Annotated in this window: 9 protein-coding genes; 7 read left to right on the top strand and 2 right to left on the bottom strand. The window is 70.4% G+C overall.

Annotated elements, in window-relative coordinates; all coding sequences use genetic code 11:
* The first annotated feature begins 23 nt into the window (after positions 1–23).
* From ACZ4TV_RS30100 to galE, 7 genes are all read left to right on the top strand, one after another.
* Positions 24–6,554, top strand: coding sequence for an RHS repeat domain-containing protein (locus ACZ4TV_RS30100; RefSeq protein WP_468138277.1), 6,531 nt, complete (start codon positions 24–26; stop codon positions 6,552–6,554).
* Positions 6,555–6,558: 4 nt separating this feature from the next.
* Complete coding sequence (locus tag ACZ4TV_RS30095) at positions 6,559–7,083, top strand: hypothetical protein (protein WP_468138276.1); 525 nt, start codon at positions 6,559–6,561, stop codon at positions 7,081–7,083.
* A 206-nt stretch (positions 7,084–7,289) separates the two neighbouring features.
* The gene (rplU, locus tag ACZ4TV_RS30090; protein ID WP_015033583.1) at positions 7,290–7,610 is read left to right on the top strand and encodes a 50S ribosomal protein L21; all 321 of its coding nucleotides are present in this window, start codon (positions 7,290–7,292) and stop codon (positions 7,608–7,610) included.
* A 13-nt stretch (positions 7,611–7,623) separates the two neighbouring features.
* Positions 7,624–7,878, top strand: a complete 255-nt coding sequence (gene rpmA, locus ACZ4TV_RS30085; RefSeq protein WP_069920265.1) for a 50S ribosomal protein L27 — start codon at positions 7,624–7,626, stop codon at positions 7,876–7,878.
* 177 nt (positions 7,879–8,055) lie between these two features.
* Positions 8,056–9,501 (top strand): GTPase ObgE, encoded by a 1,446-nt coding sequence (gene obgE, locus ACZ4TV_RS30080; RefSeq protein WP_468138275.1) that lies wholly within the window; start codon positions 8,056–8,058, stop codon positions 9,499–9,501.
* Positions 9,502–9,571: 70 nt separating this feature from the next.
* Positions 9,572–11,188 carry a glycosyltransferase family 2 protein gene (locus tag ACZ4TV_RS30075; protein ID WP_468138273.1) on the top strand — a complete coding sequence of 539 codons (1,617 nt, stop codon included), beginning with the start codon at positions 9,572–9,574 and terminating at the stop codon, positions 11,186–11,188.
* A 57-nt stretch (positions 11,189–11,245) separates the two neighbouring features.
* Positions 11,246–12,259 carry a UDP-glucose 4-epimerase GalE gene (gene galE, locus ACZ4TV_RS30070; protein WP_468138272.1) on the top strand — a complete coding sequence of 338 codons (1,014 nt, stop codon included), beginning with the start codon at positions 11,246–11,248 and terminating at the stop codon, positions 12,257–12,259.
* A 129-nt stretch (positions 12,260–12,388) separates the two neighbouring features.
* On the opposite strand, the gene ACZ4TV_RS30065 is transcribed toward galE, so the two are convergent.
* Positions 12,389–13,561 (bottom strand): glycosyltransferase, encoded by a 1,173-nt coding sequence (locus ACZ4TV_RS30065; protein ID WP_468138270.1) that lies wholly within the window; start codon positions 13,559–13,561, stop codon positions 12,389–12,391.
* Complete coding sequence (locus ACZ4TV_RS30060; protein WP_468138268.1) at positions 13,558–16,446, bottom strand: bifunctional glycosyltransferase/CDP-glycerol:glycerophosphate glycerophosphotransferase; 2,889 nt, start codon at positions 16,444–16,446, stop codon at positions 13,558–13,560. The genes ACZ4TV_RS30065 and ACZ4TV_RS30060 overlap by 4 nt, the downstream gene beginning before the upstream one ends.
* Positions 16,447–16,457: the final 11 nt, after the last annotated feature.

Below are 16,457 nucleotides of genomic sequence, written 5' to 3'. Positions count from 1 at the left end.
CCCCTTCCCTGTGGAGTGCACTGATGTCTCTACGCGGCCGATTGCTCAATCGGCGCATATCCCGGCGGACACTCGGGTCCGTCGTCCTCGGACTGAGCCTGGCCCTGTCCGCCTCGTCCGTCCAGGCCCTGGAAGCCGCCCCCGGCGGCACCAAGCGGCCCGGGGTCCAGGACTTCGGCGACCCCGTCAAGGGGACCGCCGCCAAGTCCAAGGGCCGCCCGGCGAACGCCACGGCCAAGGCGGCCGTCAAGAAGCTGGACAAGCCCGTCTGGCCCGGCAGCGGCAGCGCCGAGGTGGCCGTCCCGGCCGCCGGCGGCACCCCGGCGGCCCCGGTGAAGGTGGGCGGTCTGCCCGTCACCGTCACCGCCCCGAAGGAGGCCGGGGCCGCGGCGCCGGCCGCCTCCTTCAAGGCCGCCGCGGTCGGCGGGGCCAAGCAGCCCGCCAAGATCCAGGTCGACGTGCTGGCCGCCGACCGGGCCGCGAAGCTCGGCGCCGGCGCGCTCCTGCGCGTCCAGCGCGCCGACCAGGCCGGCGACGCCGGCCAGGTCCGGCTGAACGTCGACTACTCGGCCTTCGCCGACGGCTTCGGCGGCAGCTACGGCTCCCGCCTCCAGCTGGTCGAGCTGCCGGCCTGTGCGGCGGTCGCCGCCCCCGGCACCGCGGCCTGCCCCGAACTCCCCAAGCCGCTGAAGACCGTCAACAACCCGAAGACGAAGACCGTCTCCGCGGACGTGACCGCCCCGGCACGCGCGGCCGGCATGTCCACGATGGCGGCCGGTCCCGCGGCGAGCGGCTCGATGGTGGCCCTCACGGCCGGCGACTCCTCCGGGCAGGGCAGCTACGCCGCCACCCCGCTGGCCCCGTCGGCCAAGTGGAACGTGGCCACCTCCTCCGGCGGCTTCTCCTGGTCCTACCCGATGCGTACCCCGCCCGCCCCCGGCGGCCTGGTGCCGACCGTCGGGCTGGGCTACTCCTCACAGTCCGCGGACGGCCGTACCTCCGACACCAACAACCAGGGCTCGTGGGTCGGTGAGGGCTTCTCGTACGAGGCCGGATACGTCGAGCGCAGCTACAAGCCCTGTGCGAAGGACGGTCAGACGTCCTCCGCCGAGCAGTGCTGGGCCTTCGACAACGCGACCGTGATGCTCAACGGCACGTCCACGTCGCTGATCAAGGGCGACGCCGACGGCAAGTGGCGGTTCGCCGCCGACGACGGCTCCAAGGTCGAGCAGCTCACCGGCGCCGTGAACGGCGACAACAACGGCGAGCACTGGAAGATCACCACGACCGACGGCACCGAGTACTACTTCGGCAAGAACCGGCTGCCGGGCTGGGCCGCGGGCAACGAGGAGACCTCGTCCGTCTGGACGACCCCGGTCTTCGGCAACAACTCGGGCGAGCCCTGCTACAACGCGACCTTCGCGAGCGCGTCGTGCCAGCAGGGCTGGCGGTGGAACCTCGACTACGTCAAGGACCGCCAGGGCAACGTCATGTCGTACTTCTACGGCAAGGAGACGAACCACTACGCCCTGAACGGCAAGACCGACGTCAACGGCACCCCGTACACGTCCGGCGGCTGGGTCAAGCGCATCGACTACGGCCAGCGCGACGGCAGTGTCTACGCGGCGAAGGCTCCGGCCCGCGTCGTGTTCACCACGCAGGAGCGCTGCCTGCCGACGGACACCTTCGCGTGCCTGCCGGCCGACTTCAAGACGGCGAACGCGGCCCACTGGCCGGACGTCCCGATGGACCGGTACTGCCCCGCCGCCACCAAGTGCAACGCCAGCCAGGTCGCCGCGTCCTTCTGGACCCGGCAGCGGCTGACCGGCGTCACCACGCAGATCCGCAAGGACGCCACGACCTACGACGACGTGGACGCGTGGACCTTCACGCACCAGTTCACGGACAACGGCGACCAGTCGAAGACCCTGTGGCTGTCCAAGATCGACCACGAGGGCCGCAAGGGCGGCAGCGCCAGGGTCCCCTCGGTCGAGCTCATGGGCACCCAGCTGGCCAACCGCGTGGACGGCCTCGACGAATCCATTGCCCCCTTCCACCGCTTCCGGCTGTCCACCGTCCTGAGCGAGACCGGCGCCCAGCTGGACGTCAATTACGCCCCGGCGAACTGCACGAAGGCGGCCCTGCCCCAGCCGGGCGCGTCCACCCTGCGCTGCTACCCGGTCGTCTGGTCGCCGCCCGGCTTCCTCGACCCGATCACGGACTGGTTCCACAAGTACGTCGTCGCGCAGGTCATCGAGACCGACCGCACCGGCGGCGCCCCCGAGCAGGTCACGCAGTACGCGTACGAGGGCCCGGCGGCCTGGCGCAAGGCCGAGCCGGACGGCATGACCGAGGCCAAGTACCTCACCTGGGGCGGCTGGCAGGGCTACGGCAAGGTCAAGGTGACCACCGGCGGCCAGACCACCAAGCCGACCCGCATCGACTACACGTACCTGCAGGGCATGGACGGTGACAAGAACCCGGACGGCACCACCCGTTCGGTCGCGGTCACCGACTCCGAGGGCGGTACGCACACCGACCACGAGGAGTTCAGCGGCCACGAGCTGGAGGCCGCGACCTACGACGGCGACAAGCTCGTCTCCAAGGTCATCAAGACCCCGATGCGGCACCACACCGCGACGGACACCAACACCTGGGGCACCAGCCACGCCTCGCTCACCAAGACCGTCAAGACGCGCGGCTACACGGTGACCGAGGGCGGCGACGGCCGCCGCGAGACCGAGTCGAACACCACCTACGACCTGGCGAACGGCACGGGCCGCGTCCTCACCTCCGAGGACCTGGGCGACCTGTCCACCACGGCGGACGACACCTGCACGCGCACGACCTACGCGGACAACGCGGCTGCGAACATGCTCAGCCTGCCCTCGCGGGTCGAGACCGTCTCGGTCAGGTGCGCCACGACCCCCGACCGCAGGATCCAGGTGCTCTCCGACGAGCGCACCTCGTACGACAACCTCGCCTTCGGCGCCGCGCCCACCGTGGGCCACGCCACGAAGACCGAGCGCATGACGTCCCACAACGGGACCACGCCCGCCTACCAGGTCACCGGCACGACGGCCTACGACGGCTTCGGCCGCCCGACCAGCCAGACCGACGCCTCCGGCGCCGAGACCAAGACGGCGTACACCGACGTCAACGGCCTCATCTCCCAGGTGGCGGTCACCAACGCCCTCGGCCACGTCACCACCACGGAGTACGCCCCCGCGTGGGGTCAGTCCCTCGGCCAGACCGACCCGAACGGCAAGCGTAGCGACCTGGCGCTCGACCCGCTGGGCCGCCTGGTCTCGGTGTGGATGCCGGACCGCTCCAAGAGCGCGGGCCAGACGCCGAGCATCAAGTACAGCTACAACTTCCGCACCGACAAGCCGGTCTCCGTCAAGACGGAGAAGATCGAGATCGACGGCTCGTACGGCGCCGAGTACCAGCTGTACGACAGCCTGCTGCGGCCCCGCCAGAAGCAGACCGAGGGCCCGAGCGGCACCCGCATGGTGGCCGACACCTTCTACACGCCGACCGGCAAGGTCGCGAAGGTCAACGCCACGTACAACGCGGCGGGCTTGGCCTCCGACGAGCTGCTGATCGTCCGCAACGGCGACGTCGGCGCCCAGTCGCTGTACGAGTACGACGGCCTGGGCCGGACCACCGCCGAGATCTTCGCGGCGGCGGGCGGCGAGCAGTGGCGTACGACGTACGTCCACGGCGGCGACCGGGTCCACATCGATCCGCCGGTCGGCGGCACGCCGACGACCACCCTGACCGACGCGCAGGACCGTACGACGGAGGTCCGCCACTACAAGGGCGCCGCCCCCGTCCCGGCCGGGCCGACGACCGGGTACGACACCACGAAGTACGCCTACACTCCGGCGGGCAAGCTCAAGCAGCTCACCGACCCCGCGGGCAACGTCTGGTCGTACACCTACGACCAGCTCGGCCGCATGACGGAGGCCCTGGACCCGGACTCGGGCAAGCGGACCACCGCGTACGACGAAGTCGACCGTCCGGTCTCCACCACGGACGCGCGCCTCAAGACCGTCTCGACGGTCTACGACAAGCTCGGCCGCGTCGTCACTACGTGGGACGGTGCCGCGACCACCGGCACGAAGCTCACCGAACAGCGCTACGACAAGGTGGGCTGGCTCGGCAAGCAGTGGGCGTCGCTGCGCTACATCAACGCGACGGAGTACTTCGCGTCGATCGTCCAGGCGATGGACGAGTTCTACCAGCCGCTGAAGACCGCGTACACGGTCCCCGCCTCGTCGGGCACCGGCCTGGCCGGTACCTACGTGTACAGCAGCGCCTACAACCGTGACGGCACCAAGCAGAGCGACGGGCTCCCCGCCGCAGGTGGTCTTCCCGCCGAGGCCCTGGCCTACGGCTACGACGACATCCAGCGCCTGAAGAGCATGACGGGCACGACGTCGTACGTCACCAACGCCATCTGGTCCGGCCGGACCCTGCTCCAGCAGCTGGAGCTGAACACCGGTGGCAAGAAGGCCTGGCAGACCTTCCAGTACGAGACCGGCACCGACCGCCTGATGCAGTCGAAGGTCGACGTCTACGGCTCCACCACGGGCCCGGTCAAGGAGTCGAACTACTCCTACGACCAGATCGGCAACGTCAAGTCGATCGCGGACACGGCGGGCGCCGGCACGCCGGACCTGCAGTGCTTCGCGTACGACTACCAGAACCGCATGACGGAGTCCTGGACCCCGGCGACGACGAAGGCCGCGGCAGCCGCCGCCGGCACGGTCGGCAGCCAGGTCCCGGTCTCGGGCTCGGGCCCGGCGGCCTGCGCCACGGCCCCCGGCTCGGCCGCCCTGGGCGGTCCGGCCCCGTACTGGAACTCGTACACCTTCGACACGGTCGGCAACCGTCTGACCGAGACGGCGCACCACACCGGCCTGGACGCGACGAAGGACGTCAAGCGCACCTTCACCTACAAGGCGGGCACCCACCAGGTCGAGAAGGTCCTGGAGAACACCCCGACCGGCGACCGCCAGTACACCTACGGCTACGACGCGGCGGGCAACACCACCACGCGCACGATCGGAGGCAACACCCAGACCCTGGAGTACGACTCCCTGGGCGACCCGGTCCGCAACAGCCAGCCGGACAATGTCACGACCCCCGGCACGAACGAGGCGTCGGAGACGACCTTCCTCTACGGCCCGGGCGGCAACCGCATCCAGCGCAAGGACTCCACGGGCACCACGGTGTACCTGCCAGGCATGGAGCTGCGCCTGGACGCGGGAGCGACCACGGCCAAGGCGACGCGGTACTACGCCTTCGCGGGCCAGAGCATCGCCATCCGCACCCCGGACAACAAGCTGTCCTTCCTCGCCTCGGACCACCACGGCACGGGCGAGCTGGCGATCGACTCGACGACGGGTGCGGTCACCCAGCGCCGGATGGACCCCTACGGCAACAAGCGTGGCACCCCGCAGGGCACCTGGCCGGGGGAGAAGGGCTTCGTCGGCGGCACGATCGACGCGTCGACCGGTCTGACGACGATCGGCGCCCGTGAGTACGACTCGTTCCTGGGCAAGTTCATCACCCCGGACCCGGTCGTCGACACGAACGACGCCCAGCAGCTGAACGCGTACGCGTACGCCCACAACCGCCCGGTCACGGCGAGCGACCCGACGGGTCTGTACGACCCGGACGAGCGGGCGTACTGCCAGAAGCACCCGAGCAGCTGCACCAGCGGCAAGGTCAACACGAACACGACGCCGGATCAGCAGGACGTCAACGACGCCACGGACGACCTGAACCGCGCCGAGGGCAACCTCAACAGCGCCAAGGGCAAGGTCAAGAACGCCGTCAAGCAGATCACCAAGATCCTCATGGACGAGCTTGGTGTGACGGCGGCCCTGGACTGCTTCTCCAGCGGTGACCTGGGCGCCTGCGGCGAAACCGCGCTCAACATCGCGGGCAGCTTCGCGGGCGGCCTGGCGGGCAAGGTCCTGGTCAAGTACGGCGCTCCGTGGAAGTGGGAGAAGGCCGGACAACTGATCAAGCGCCTGGCCGGACTGGCGGGCGACCTGATCGACGGCGCCAAGGCTTGGTGGAAGGCCGCCGATGCCGTCGGCAAGGCCAAGGGCGCCTTGGCAGCCGCCAAGGCCAAACTCAAGTCGGCCCCAGGCCCGGCGTTCGACGAGGGAGCGCTGCTACAGCAGGCCAATGAGGCGCGGGACAGCGTGGTCGACGGGTTGTCCAAGGGGCCGGCATCCATGCGGTCGAAGCACGCGGTCGCCGTCGGTGCCTTCAACGTGAAGACGGGCAAGGTGGCGTCCGGCGTATCCTCCAAGCCCAAGGGCGACTTCCCGGGCGAATGCGCCGAGGCCTGCGCCGCGCGTAATGTCGGTGGGGACCTGGCGGACGTCCGCTTCACCCGGGCGGTCCGGCCGAGAGGTTCGGGCAATCCGCCCAAGGACCAGCCCGTCTGTGCGGCCTACTGCGAGCCCACCTACGGCAGGGGTGCGTTCCCCGACCCGGAGACCACGTATGCGTCCGATCTGGCGAAGGGCTGATCACGTGAAGAAGGAACAGGCGCGGCAGCTGGTGGCGTCGCTGGTCGATGCCCGGGACGCGGCTTCGGTCGGACGATGGGCGTACGAGATCGAAGAGCTGGTGGTGCCGGTCAACAGCTCCCTCCAGCCGGGAGCGGACGTGGTGGCCGCGTGCCTCGTGTCCGGTCTCGCGACCGCGACCGCCGAATCGCGGGCGGAGGTCCTGCACCTCCTGGTCCAGCTCGCCGCCTCCGTGGTCGAGGCCGACGATCCCGACTCCGTGCGCGAACTGCGTCAGGAGATCGAGCGGGGATTGCCGACGTTCGAGGCGGTAGCGGACTCGGGTTCCGGTGAGGAGCGACTGGTCTGTATCGACCTGTTCTCCACTTGTGCGCGGTTCAGCAGGTCTTGCTTCGACCAGTCGACCAAGGTCATGTCGAGGCTGGCCGAGGCGGGAGCCGACCTGCGGGCGAGAGCGACGGTCGAATTCGACGACCTGCGGGCGAACGGTTATCCCGCACGGTTCGAGCTGCCGAACCTCAGCGAGTAGTCGGCAGCGACGGTGCGTGAGCGGGCCCCGGTTTGATTCATCGGACCGGGGCCCGTAACCTAGGTCGCTGGCGTGTCTATGCGCACGCCGTCCACTGAGCACCTCACCTCCCGCACCGCCTGGCGGCGCGGGGGAGGCCGGTCTGCGGTTCATCGCGGGGCCGGCTGGCTTCAGGGGTTCCCGAATCGAGCGAGAGAGAGATCCGCGTGTACGCCATCGTGCGCAGCGGTGGTCGCCAGCACAAGGTTGCTGTTGGTGACATCGTTGAGGTTGACAAGATTTCCACTGCCAAGGTTGGCGACACGGTCGAGCTCTCGACCCTGCTCGTTGTCGACGGCGACGCCGTGACCAGCGACCCGTGGGTCCTGGCCGGCATCAAGGTCACGGCCGAGGTCGTGGACCACCACAAGGGCGCCAAGATCGACATCCTGCGCTACAAGAACAAGACCGGCTACCGCCGTCGCCAGGGTCACCGCCAGCAGTACACGGCGATCAAGGTCACCGGTATCCCCGCGGCTGCGAAGTAAGAGGGACTGAGACATGGCACACAAGAAGGGCGCATCGTCCACCCGGAACGGGCGCGACTCCAATGCCCAGCGGCTCGGCGTGAAGCGCTTCGGCGGTCAGGTCGTCTCCGCCGGCGAGATCCTCGTCCGCCAGCGCGGCACCCACTTCCACCCGGGTGCGGGTGTCGGTCGCGGTGGCGACGACACGCTGTTCGCGCTGCAGGCCGGTGCCGTCGAGTTCGGCACGCACCGTGGCCGCAAGGTCGTCAACATCGTTCCGGCCGCCTGATCCAGCTCCTGCTGATCAAGCGTTCGTAACTTCCCGAGGGCGGATCTCAGCTCTTTCCGGCGCAAGCCGGGAAGAGAGGTCCGCCCTCGGTGCGTTGTGACATAGACACGTTTCATGGGCAGCAAGGCCTGCCACCGGATTTTCCGGACTATTCCCGCTGTATCTGGAGGAACAACCATGACCACCTTCGTGGACCGCGTCGAGCTGCACGTCGCCGCGGGTAACGGGGGCCACGGCTGCGCCTCCGTTCACCGGGAGAAGTTCAAGCCGCTCGGCGGCCCCGACGGCGGCAACGGCGGCCGTGGCGGCGACGTCATCCTGGTGGTGGAGCAGGCGATCACCACCCTGCTGGACTACCACCACAGCCCCCACCGCAAGGCCACCAACGGCAAGCCCGGCGAGGGCGGCAACCGCTCCGGCAAGGACGGCCAGGACCTGATCCTGCCCGTGCCGGACGGCACCGTCGTCCTCGACAAGCAGGGCAACGTCCTCGCCGACCTCGTCGGCCAGGGCACCACCTACGTGGCCGCCGAGGGCGGCCGCGGCGGCCTCGGCAACGCCGCGCTCGCCTCCGCGCGCCGCAAGGCGCCCGGCTTCGCGCTGCTCGGCGTCCCCGGCACCACCGGCGACATCGTCCTGGAGCTCAAGACCGTCGCCGACGTGGCGCTGGTCGGCTTCCCGAGCGCCGGCAAGTCCTCGCTGATTTCCGTGCTCTCCTCCGCCAAGCCGAAGATCGCGGACTACCCCTTCACCACCCTCGTCCCGAACCTGGGCGTCGTCACGGCCGGCTCGACCGTCTACACGATCGCCGACGTCCCGGGCCTGATCCCCGGCGCCAGCCAGGGCAGGGGGCTCGGCCTGGAGTTCCTGCGCCACGTCGAGCGCTGCTCGGTGCTCGTGCACGTCCTGGACACCGCCACGCTGGAGTCCGACCGCGACCCGATCGCCGACCTCGACGTCATCGAGGAGGAGCTCAAGCTCTACGGCGGCGGCCTGGAGAAGCGTCCGCGCCTCGTCGTCCTCAACAAGGTCGACATCCCGGACGGCCAGGAGCTCGCCGACATGGTCCGCCCCGACCTGGAGGCGCGCGGCTACAAGGTCTTCGAGGTCTCCGCGGTCGCCCGTACGGGTCTGAAGGAGCTCTCCTACTTCCTCGCCGAGGTCATCGCCAAGGCCCGTGCCCGCAAGCCGAAGGAGGAGGCGACCCGCATCGTCATCCGCCCGAAGGCCGTGGACGACGCCGGCTTCACCGTCACCTACGACGAGGCCGAGGACGTCTACAAGGTGCGCGGCGAGAAGCCGGAGCGCTGGGTCCGCCAGACCGACTTCAACAACGACGAGGCCGTCGGCTACCTCGCCGACCGCCTCAACCGCCTCGGCGTCGAGGACGCGCTCAAGAAGGCCGGCGCCCGCGCCGGTGACGGCGTCGCTATCGGCTCCGACGAGAACGCCGTCGTCTTCGACTGGGAGCCGACCATGATGGCCGGCGCCGAGATGCTGGGCCGCCGTGGTGAGGACCACCGTATGGAGGCTCCGCGCCCGGCCACGCAGCGCCGCAAGGAGAGGGACGCCCAGCGCGGGGACTCGGCGCAGCAGGAGTACGACGAATTCCGGCCGTTCTAGCCCTCTCCCGAGGGAATTCCCCCCGCAGGGTTTGAAGGCGTCCTTATGTCGGTCGCCTAGGATCCTTCGGGTGAACAGCAGCAACCTCCCCACGGTCTCCGTCGTGGTCATCGCGTACAACGACGCCGGGCTCGTGGGCGAGGCCGTCTCCTCGGCTCTCGCCCAGGGCCCGGTGGTCGCCGAGGTCATCGCGGTGAACGACGCTTCGTCCGACGGCACCGCGCGCGTGCTGGACGAGCTGGCCGCCGTCCACCCCCGCCTCAAGGTCGTGCACCGCACGGAGAACAGCGGGGGGTGCGGCACCCCGCGCAACGACGGGATCGCCGCCGCCTCCGGCCGGTACGTGCTCTTCCTCGACAGCGACGACGTCCTGCCGCCGGGGGCGGCCGACGCCCTGGTGCGCACCGCCGAGGAGCACGGCACCCCGGTCACCGTCGGCGCGGCCGTACGGCGCGAGCTGCCCCAGCACCACGACGTGCCGTGGATGCCCGGGCTCTACACCCCCGGCGATGTGATCGAGCGGCCGGCGGACCGGCCCGAGCTCGTCCGCGACACGCTCTGCGTCAACAAGCTCTACGACCGCGCCTTCCTGGAGAAGCACGGCCTGCGCTTCCCCGACGGCCGGTTCGTCTACGAGGACTTCGTCTTCACCGCCCGCGTACTGGCCGCGGCCCCCCGCATCGCCGTCACCGGCGACCTCGTCTACGTCTGGCACGTGCGCCGCGGCGCCGTCCAGGTGTCGATCTCCCTGGACCGCAAGGACGTCGGGAACTGGCGCGCCCGCATCGAGGCCCACCGCACGGCCGCCCGGACCCTCGCCGCCGCCTCCCCGGAGCTGGGCAGCGCCTGCCAGGTGAAGTTCCTGGAGTACGACCTGCCCATGTACCTGCGCGAGCTTGGCAAGGACCCCGAGTACCAGGCCGCCTGGTGGACCCTCACCCGCGAGTACCTCGACACCTTCGCCGAGGCCGACATCGAGGCCGCCGCGCCCCACGCCCGCTGGATCGTACGGGTGCTGCGCGCCACCGCGACCCCGCCCGCCGACGTCGAGCGGCTCACCCGGCTGGCCGCCGAACCGCCGCGGCTGCTGCCCCCGTACGCGGCCGCCGCCGACGGGACGCCGGTGTGGAGCGAGGAGCTCCCCGTCGAGCTCGACGGCCTGCCCGGGCTGCCGATCGCCGAGCTGCCCGTCACCGTCGACGCCGGACCGGCCGGCCGCGGCGCCGTCCGGATCCACCTGCACGACCTCTACGGGCGCCTCGCCGAGGCCCGTCCCCGGACCGTGCGGCTGAGCTTCATGCCCCGCGCGGGAGGCGATCCGGTGCTCGCCCGGCCGGTGGAGCTGCGCCCCGACCCGAGCGGCGGCTGGACGGCCGTGCTGCCTTTCCATCTCGCCGCTCTGGCCGTCACGGGCCGCCGCCGGGGCCAGCGCAGGATGCAGACCTGGAACGTCGCGGTGGACGTCCAGTGCGCCGACGGGAGCTCCGTCTTCACCTCCCTGCGCCCCCGGGGCCCCCTGCTCCGCCGCCGGGCCCTGCCGAGCAGCCGGTACGGTGTTCTGCTGGCGCAGCCCTACCGGACGGGGGCCGGAGCCCTCGCGCTGCGCCTCGCGCCGGGCGCCGAGGGCGCCCTGTACCTCGTACGCAACCGCCTCCACCGGGCCCGGGCGGGCCACGGGGCCGGCTGAGGACCTCGTACCGCCGTGCCCGCCATCCCGAAGTCGGACAGGACCAAGGAGACACACATGACGTTTCTGATCACCGGTGGCGCCGGATACATCGGCGCGCACGTCGTCCGCGCGATGCTCCTCGCGGGGGAGAAGGTCGTCGTCCTCGACGACCTCTCCACGGGCGACGAGGTCCGCGTCCCGGAAGGCGTCCCGCTGGTGGTCGGCTCGGTTCTGGACCGGCTGATCCTGGACGAGACCATCGCCGAGCACAAGATCACCGGCGTGGTGCACCTCGCGGGCAAGAAGCAGGTCGGCGAGTCCGTCGAGAAGCCGCTGTACTACTACCACGAGAACGTGCAGGGCCTCACGGTCCTGCTCCAGGCCGTGGCGGCCGCGGGCATCCGCAACGTCCTCTTCTCCTCCTCCGCCTCCGTCTACGGCATGCCGGACGTGGACCTGGTCACCGAGGACACCCCGTGCGCGCCGCTGAGCCCCTACGGAGAGACCAAGCTGGCCGGCGAGTGGCTGGTCCGCGCGGCCGGCAAGGCGCACGGCATCTCCACCGCCTGCCTGCGCTACTTCAACGTGGCGGGCGCCGCGACCCCCGAGCTCGCCGACACCGGCGTCTTCAACCTGGTCCCGATGGTCTTCGAGCGCTACGACGCCGGCCAGGGCGCCAAGATCTTCGGTGACGACTACCCGACTCCGGACGGCACCTGCATCCGCGACTACATCCACGTCGAGGACCTCGCGGAGGCCCACGTGGTGGCGGCCCGCAAGCTCGCCGAGTGGGCCGCGGCCGGGGACTACAAGGACCTCACCGTCAACATCGGGCGCGGCGAGGGCGTCTCGGTCGCCGAGATGGTCGAACTCCTGAACAAGAACACCGGGCACGACTACGCCCCGGTGATCAGCCCGCGCCGTCCCGGCGACCCGGCGAAGGTCGTGGCCTCGGCCGACAAGATCGCCCGCGAGCTGGGCTGGACGGCCCGGCACGACGTCCCCGAGATGATCACCTCCGCCTGGGCGGGCTGGGAGTTCAACAAGGTGGCCCGCAGGGACGCGCACAAGGACGTCCACCAGCCCTGACCCGCCGACCGAGGCCGGACCGACGGAGGCCGGACCGACCGAGGCCGGACCGACCGAGGCCGGACACGAAGCCGCCCGCCCCGGACACGTCCGGGGCGGGCGGCTTCGTATGTCCCGCGGCGGGAGAGGTCAGCGCTCCAGGAAGGAGAACAGCTCTTCCCACCGGTCGGTGATCTCGCTGCTGGAGTAACGCTTCACCGAACGGAAGGCGGCGTCCCCGAGCCGGTCGCGCAGCTCCCGGTCGCTCATCAGCGCGTCCATGTGCCCGGCCAGCTCCATCGTGTTGCCCAGCCGGGCCAGCAGACCGTCCTCGCCGTGCTCGACGATCTCCCGTACGCCCGGCGCGCAGTCGAAGGCGGCCACCGGCACGCCCGCCGCCATCGCCTCCAGCAGGGTGATCGGGAATCCCTCGGCGCGCGAGGCCTGTGCGAAGACCGAGGCCCCGCGCAGCGCTCCCAGCACGTCGTCGGTGCTGCCCATCCACTCCACGGAGTCGTCCAGGCCCAGCGAGGTGCAGTGCGCCCGCAGCGCCGGCTCCTCCACGCCCGCCCCGTAGATCCGCAAGGTCCAGTCGGGGTGGCGCGGCGCGGCATCCGCCCACGCGTCGAGCAGCAGGTCGACGCCCTTCTCGAAGGCGAGGCGGCCGACGCTCGCCACGACCTTCTCCGTACGCGGAGCGGGGGAGTCCGGCATGAAGGGCAGCGGGTTCGGCATGCTGCCCACGTTCTCCATGCCGGCCCGGATCCACAGGTCCGCGTCCTCGGCGGTCAGCACCAGCAGCCGGTCGACCTCCGGGTAGAACCGGCGGACCCGCTCGCCCCGGGTCGACTTCCGGCTGGCCTCGAACGACTCGTGGCTCATCCCGATGACGGTGAACCCCTTGGTGTCGGCGAGCGCCACCCACTCCATGGCCCAGACCTGGGTGACGATGACCACACCGCCGGGCCGGGCCGCGCGCAGCAGCTCGCTCAGCTGTTCCGCCTTGACCCGCATCTTCGCCCGCCGGGCCGCCTGGCGGCGCCGCTCGGGTGCGTTCAGCCGGCCCTTGATCCCGCGCAGCCGGCGCGCCGACGGCGGGTGCGCGTCGTACAGCGTGGTCATCTCGTACGGCAGGTCCTGCGGCAGCTTCTGCCGGATCTCCTCGGCGACCGGGGCGATGCCGACGATGTGCACCCTGTGGCCGCGGTCGGTGAACTGCCGGGCCATCTGGTGCGACCAGGTGGTCACGCCGCCGATCTCGTCGACGTTGTTGGAGACGAAGAAGATGTCACGGCCGCCCGGGGTGGCGGTCTGCTGGCTCACTTGCCGCTCCTGGTGAAGAACTTCTCGACGATCTGACGGGCCGCGTCCCCGCGGTCGTACTCGCCGAACTCGGTGAGGAAACGCTGGCGCGCCTGGGCGTACTTGGCGTCCGCCTCCTCGAAGGCGGCCAGCGCCTGCAGGAGTTCGTCCGCCGTGGCCACCACCGGGCCCGGGGCCTTCTCCTTCAGGTCGAAGTACGTGCCGCGGATGTCGGTGGCGTACTTCTCGTAGTCGTACGCGAAGAACAGCATCGGCCGGTCCAGGACCGCGTAGTCGAACATCACGGAGGAGTAGTCGGTGATCAGCCCGTCGGCGAGGGCCAGCAGCGGGGTGATGTCGTGGTGCCGGGACACGTCGATGACCCGGCCCTCGACCGACGGCGGCAGCGAGACGCTGTTGAGGTAGTGGGTCCGCACCAGCAGCGTGAAGCGGTCGCCGAGCCGGTCCGCGAACTCCTCCACGTCGAAGGGGAAGGTGAAGCCCTCCACCGCGCCGTCCGCGCCCGCCCGGAAGGTCGGCGCGTACAGCAGCACCGTCTTGTCCGGGTCGATGCCGAGCTCGGCCGCGAGGGGTCCGCGCACCCGCTCACCGCTGTCCGCCTCGCTCCGGTACGCCTCGAGGAGGGCGTCGTTGCGCGGGTAGCCCGTGCGCAGCAGCACCTCGTCACGCAGCCGGAAGGCCTTGGCGAGGGTGCGGGTGTCGTGCTCCGAGCGGATCAGGAAGTGGTCGAAGCGGTCGACGGCCGCCTGGAAGCGCTGCTGGGCGGCCCGGCCCTGCGCCTTGGTGCGGGGCTCGTGGAAGCCCATCCGCTTGAGCGCGGAGCCGTGCCAGGTCTGGATGTACGTGGTTCCCGGACGCTTGGCCAGGGCCAGCGGGAAGCCCTGGTTGTCGACCCAGAACTCCGCCTGGGCCAGCGCCCGCAGGTAGGGCCAGCTCCAGCGCCGCACCAGGGTGGCCTCCTTGGGGAAGCCGGTGGGCCTGGCGCCCGCGTACGACCAGATCGCCTCGAACGGCACGCCCTGGCGCACCATCTCCTCGTAGATCGCCTTCGGGCTGTCGCTGTACTGCTTGCCCATGTGGCTCTCGAAGACGACCGTGCCCTTCTTGATCGGCAGCTTCGAGAAGACCTCGTGGTAGAGCTTCACCTTCTGCTCGCCGGAGCCGATGTTCCGGCGGACCCGCAGCGCCTTGCGCAGGCCCCGCTTGACCACGTTGGCCGCCTTGCCCTGTATGGCGTTGTTGATCAGCGACTGGGTGCGGACGGCGGCGGCGCCCTCGGCGGTCAGGACGTAGGAGAGGTTGCCCTTCTTGGTCATCTGCGGCGCGAAGCGGTCGGAGACCAGCCGGGTCAGCCGCGGCCGCACGCGCAGCCGGGCCGCAGGCTCCAGGTCGACCCCGCCGACCGAGACGCGGGTGGTGACTCGCTCGCTTCCGGCGGTCAGCTTGAGGCGGACGTCCCAGACGGCGTCGATGATGCCGAGGGGACGGACGGTGCTGCCGATGTCGGCGGTGCCGGTCCACTCGATCGTGTCACCGGCGTGGCGCACGGTTGCCACCGGGAAGCTGAAGGAACGCACGCCGATCTGCCGGCGGGCCCGGAATTCGAGCGAGGCCTTCAGCTCCGCGTCGGGCTCGATCCGGCCCAGCGGGTTCACGACGGCGCCGGAGAGCGTGACGGTGCCGCGCCCGTCGTCCTCGTAGGAGGTGAGGCGGTTGCCCAGCTGGAGGGAGGCGAGCGGGGTGGTGTGGAAGCCCTGCTCGGTGACATCCAGTATCCGGCGGGCCTCGGCGGCGTCCTCGGCGTCGGCGTCGTCGATGTGCCTCGCGCACCAGTAGACGCGGCCGTCGCGCTCGGCGAGGGGGGAGGAGAGCCGGCCCTTGTTGGTCATGGCGTCGGCGGCGGGGAGCAGGTTCTCCCAGTCCTCCTTGCCCAGCAGGTACGCGCAGATCGCCTGGAGGTAGGTGACGTTCTCGTACGCGGCCGGGTCGATCCCCGCGAGGTAGCCGTTGGCGAGGCGGGCGAATTCCTGGCGGTACTCGTCGCTCAGCAGCGGCAGGTCGCGCAGGTGCAGCACCAGGTCGTGCTTGAGGAACTTGGCGTCCTTCGCGGACTTGATGTCCGTGTGGCCCTTGGCTGCCAGCAGCTGGTCGACGCGGCGGTGGATCTCCATCCGGTGGACGAAGTTCGCGATCTCGTGGCGCCGGTTGCTGATCGACTTGGCCGCCGCCTTCTCGACCACGTTCCAGAAGTAGACGTGGTTGGGGATCAGCGTGATGCGGCGGGCGGCCACGTACGCCTGCGCGGAGAACAGCAGGTCCTCGTAGTGGATGCCGACCGGGAACTCCAGGCCCTGCTCCAGCAGGAACTCGCGCCGGTAGCACTTGTTCGTGGAGAGGGTGTCGTAGACCAGCAGGTCGGGGAACTCGGTGATCGACTCCAGCGTGCGCGTGCGCGAGTAGATCCAGGGGTACCACTCGGTGGTCTTCCCCCACCGGTTGTCGAGGTGCACGCGTACGCACATGCCCGAGACCAGGTCGGAGCCGGTCCGCTCGGCGGCGTCCAGCATGTTCCGGCAGGCGTTGCGCTCCAGCACGTCGTCACTGTCGAGGAACATGACGTACTTGCCGGTGGCCTGCTGGATGCCGTGGTTGCGCGGCGCGCCGCAGCCGCCGCTGTTCTGCGGCAGCTGGAAGGCGCGCACTCTCCCTGGATGCGCGGCTTCCAGTTCCTGGGCGACCGCGTAGGAGCGGTCCTTGCTGCAGTCGTCGACGATCACGACTTCGACACCGTGCAGTGTCTGGTCCAGCACCGATTGGACTGCTGTCGACAGACGCTCTGCGTCGTTGTAGACGATGACGACCACGGAGACGTCGGGCACGTGCACCTCGATCCCTT

The sequence above is a fragment of the Streptomyces sp. NPDC028910 genome, assembly GCF_055564955.1.
Note: the sequence above shows the minus strand (reverse complement) of the source record. Positions and strands in the feature narration are given on the sequence as shown.

Excerpts from the sequence above, each read along its gene's own strand:
- ACZ4TV_RS30100 (WP_468138277.1), top strand. The coding sequence starts at position 24 with ATGTCTCTACGCGGCCGATTGCTCAATCGGCGCATATCCCGGCGGACA.
- rpmA (WP_069920265.1), top strand. The coding sequence starts at position 7,624 with ATGGCACACAAGAAGGGCGCATCGTCCACCCGGAACGGGCGCGACTCC.
- obgE (WP_468138275.1), top strand. The coding sequence starts at position 8,056 with ATGACCACCTTCGTGGACCGCGTCGAGCTGCACGTCGCCGCGGGTAAC.
- galE (WP_468138272.1), top strand. The coding sequence starts at position 11,246 with ATGACGTTTCTGATCACCGGTGGCGCCGGATACATCGGCGCGCACGTC.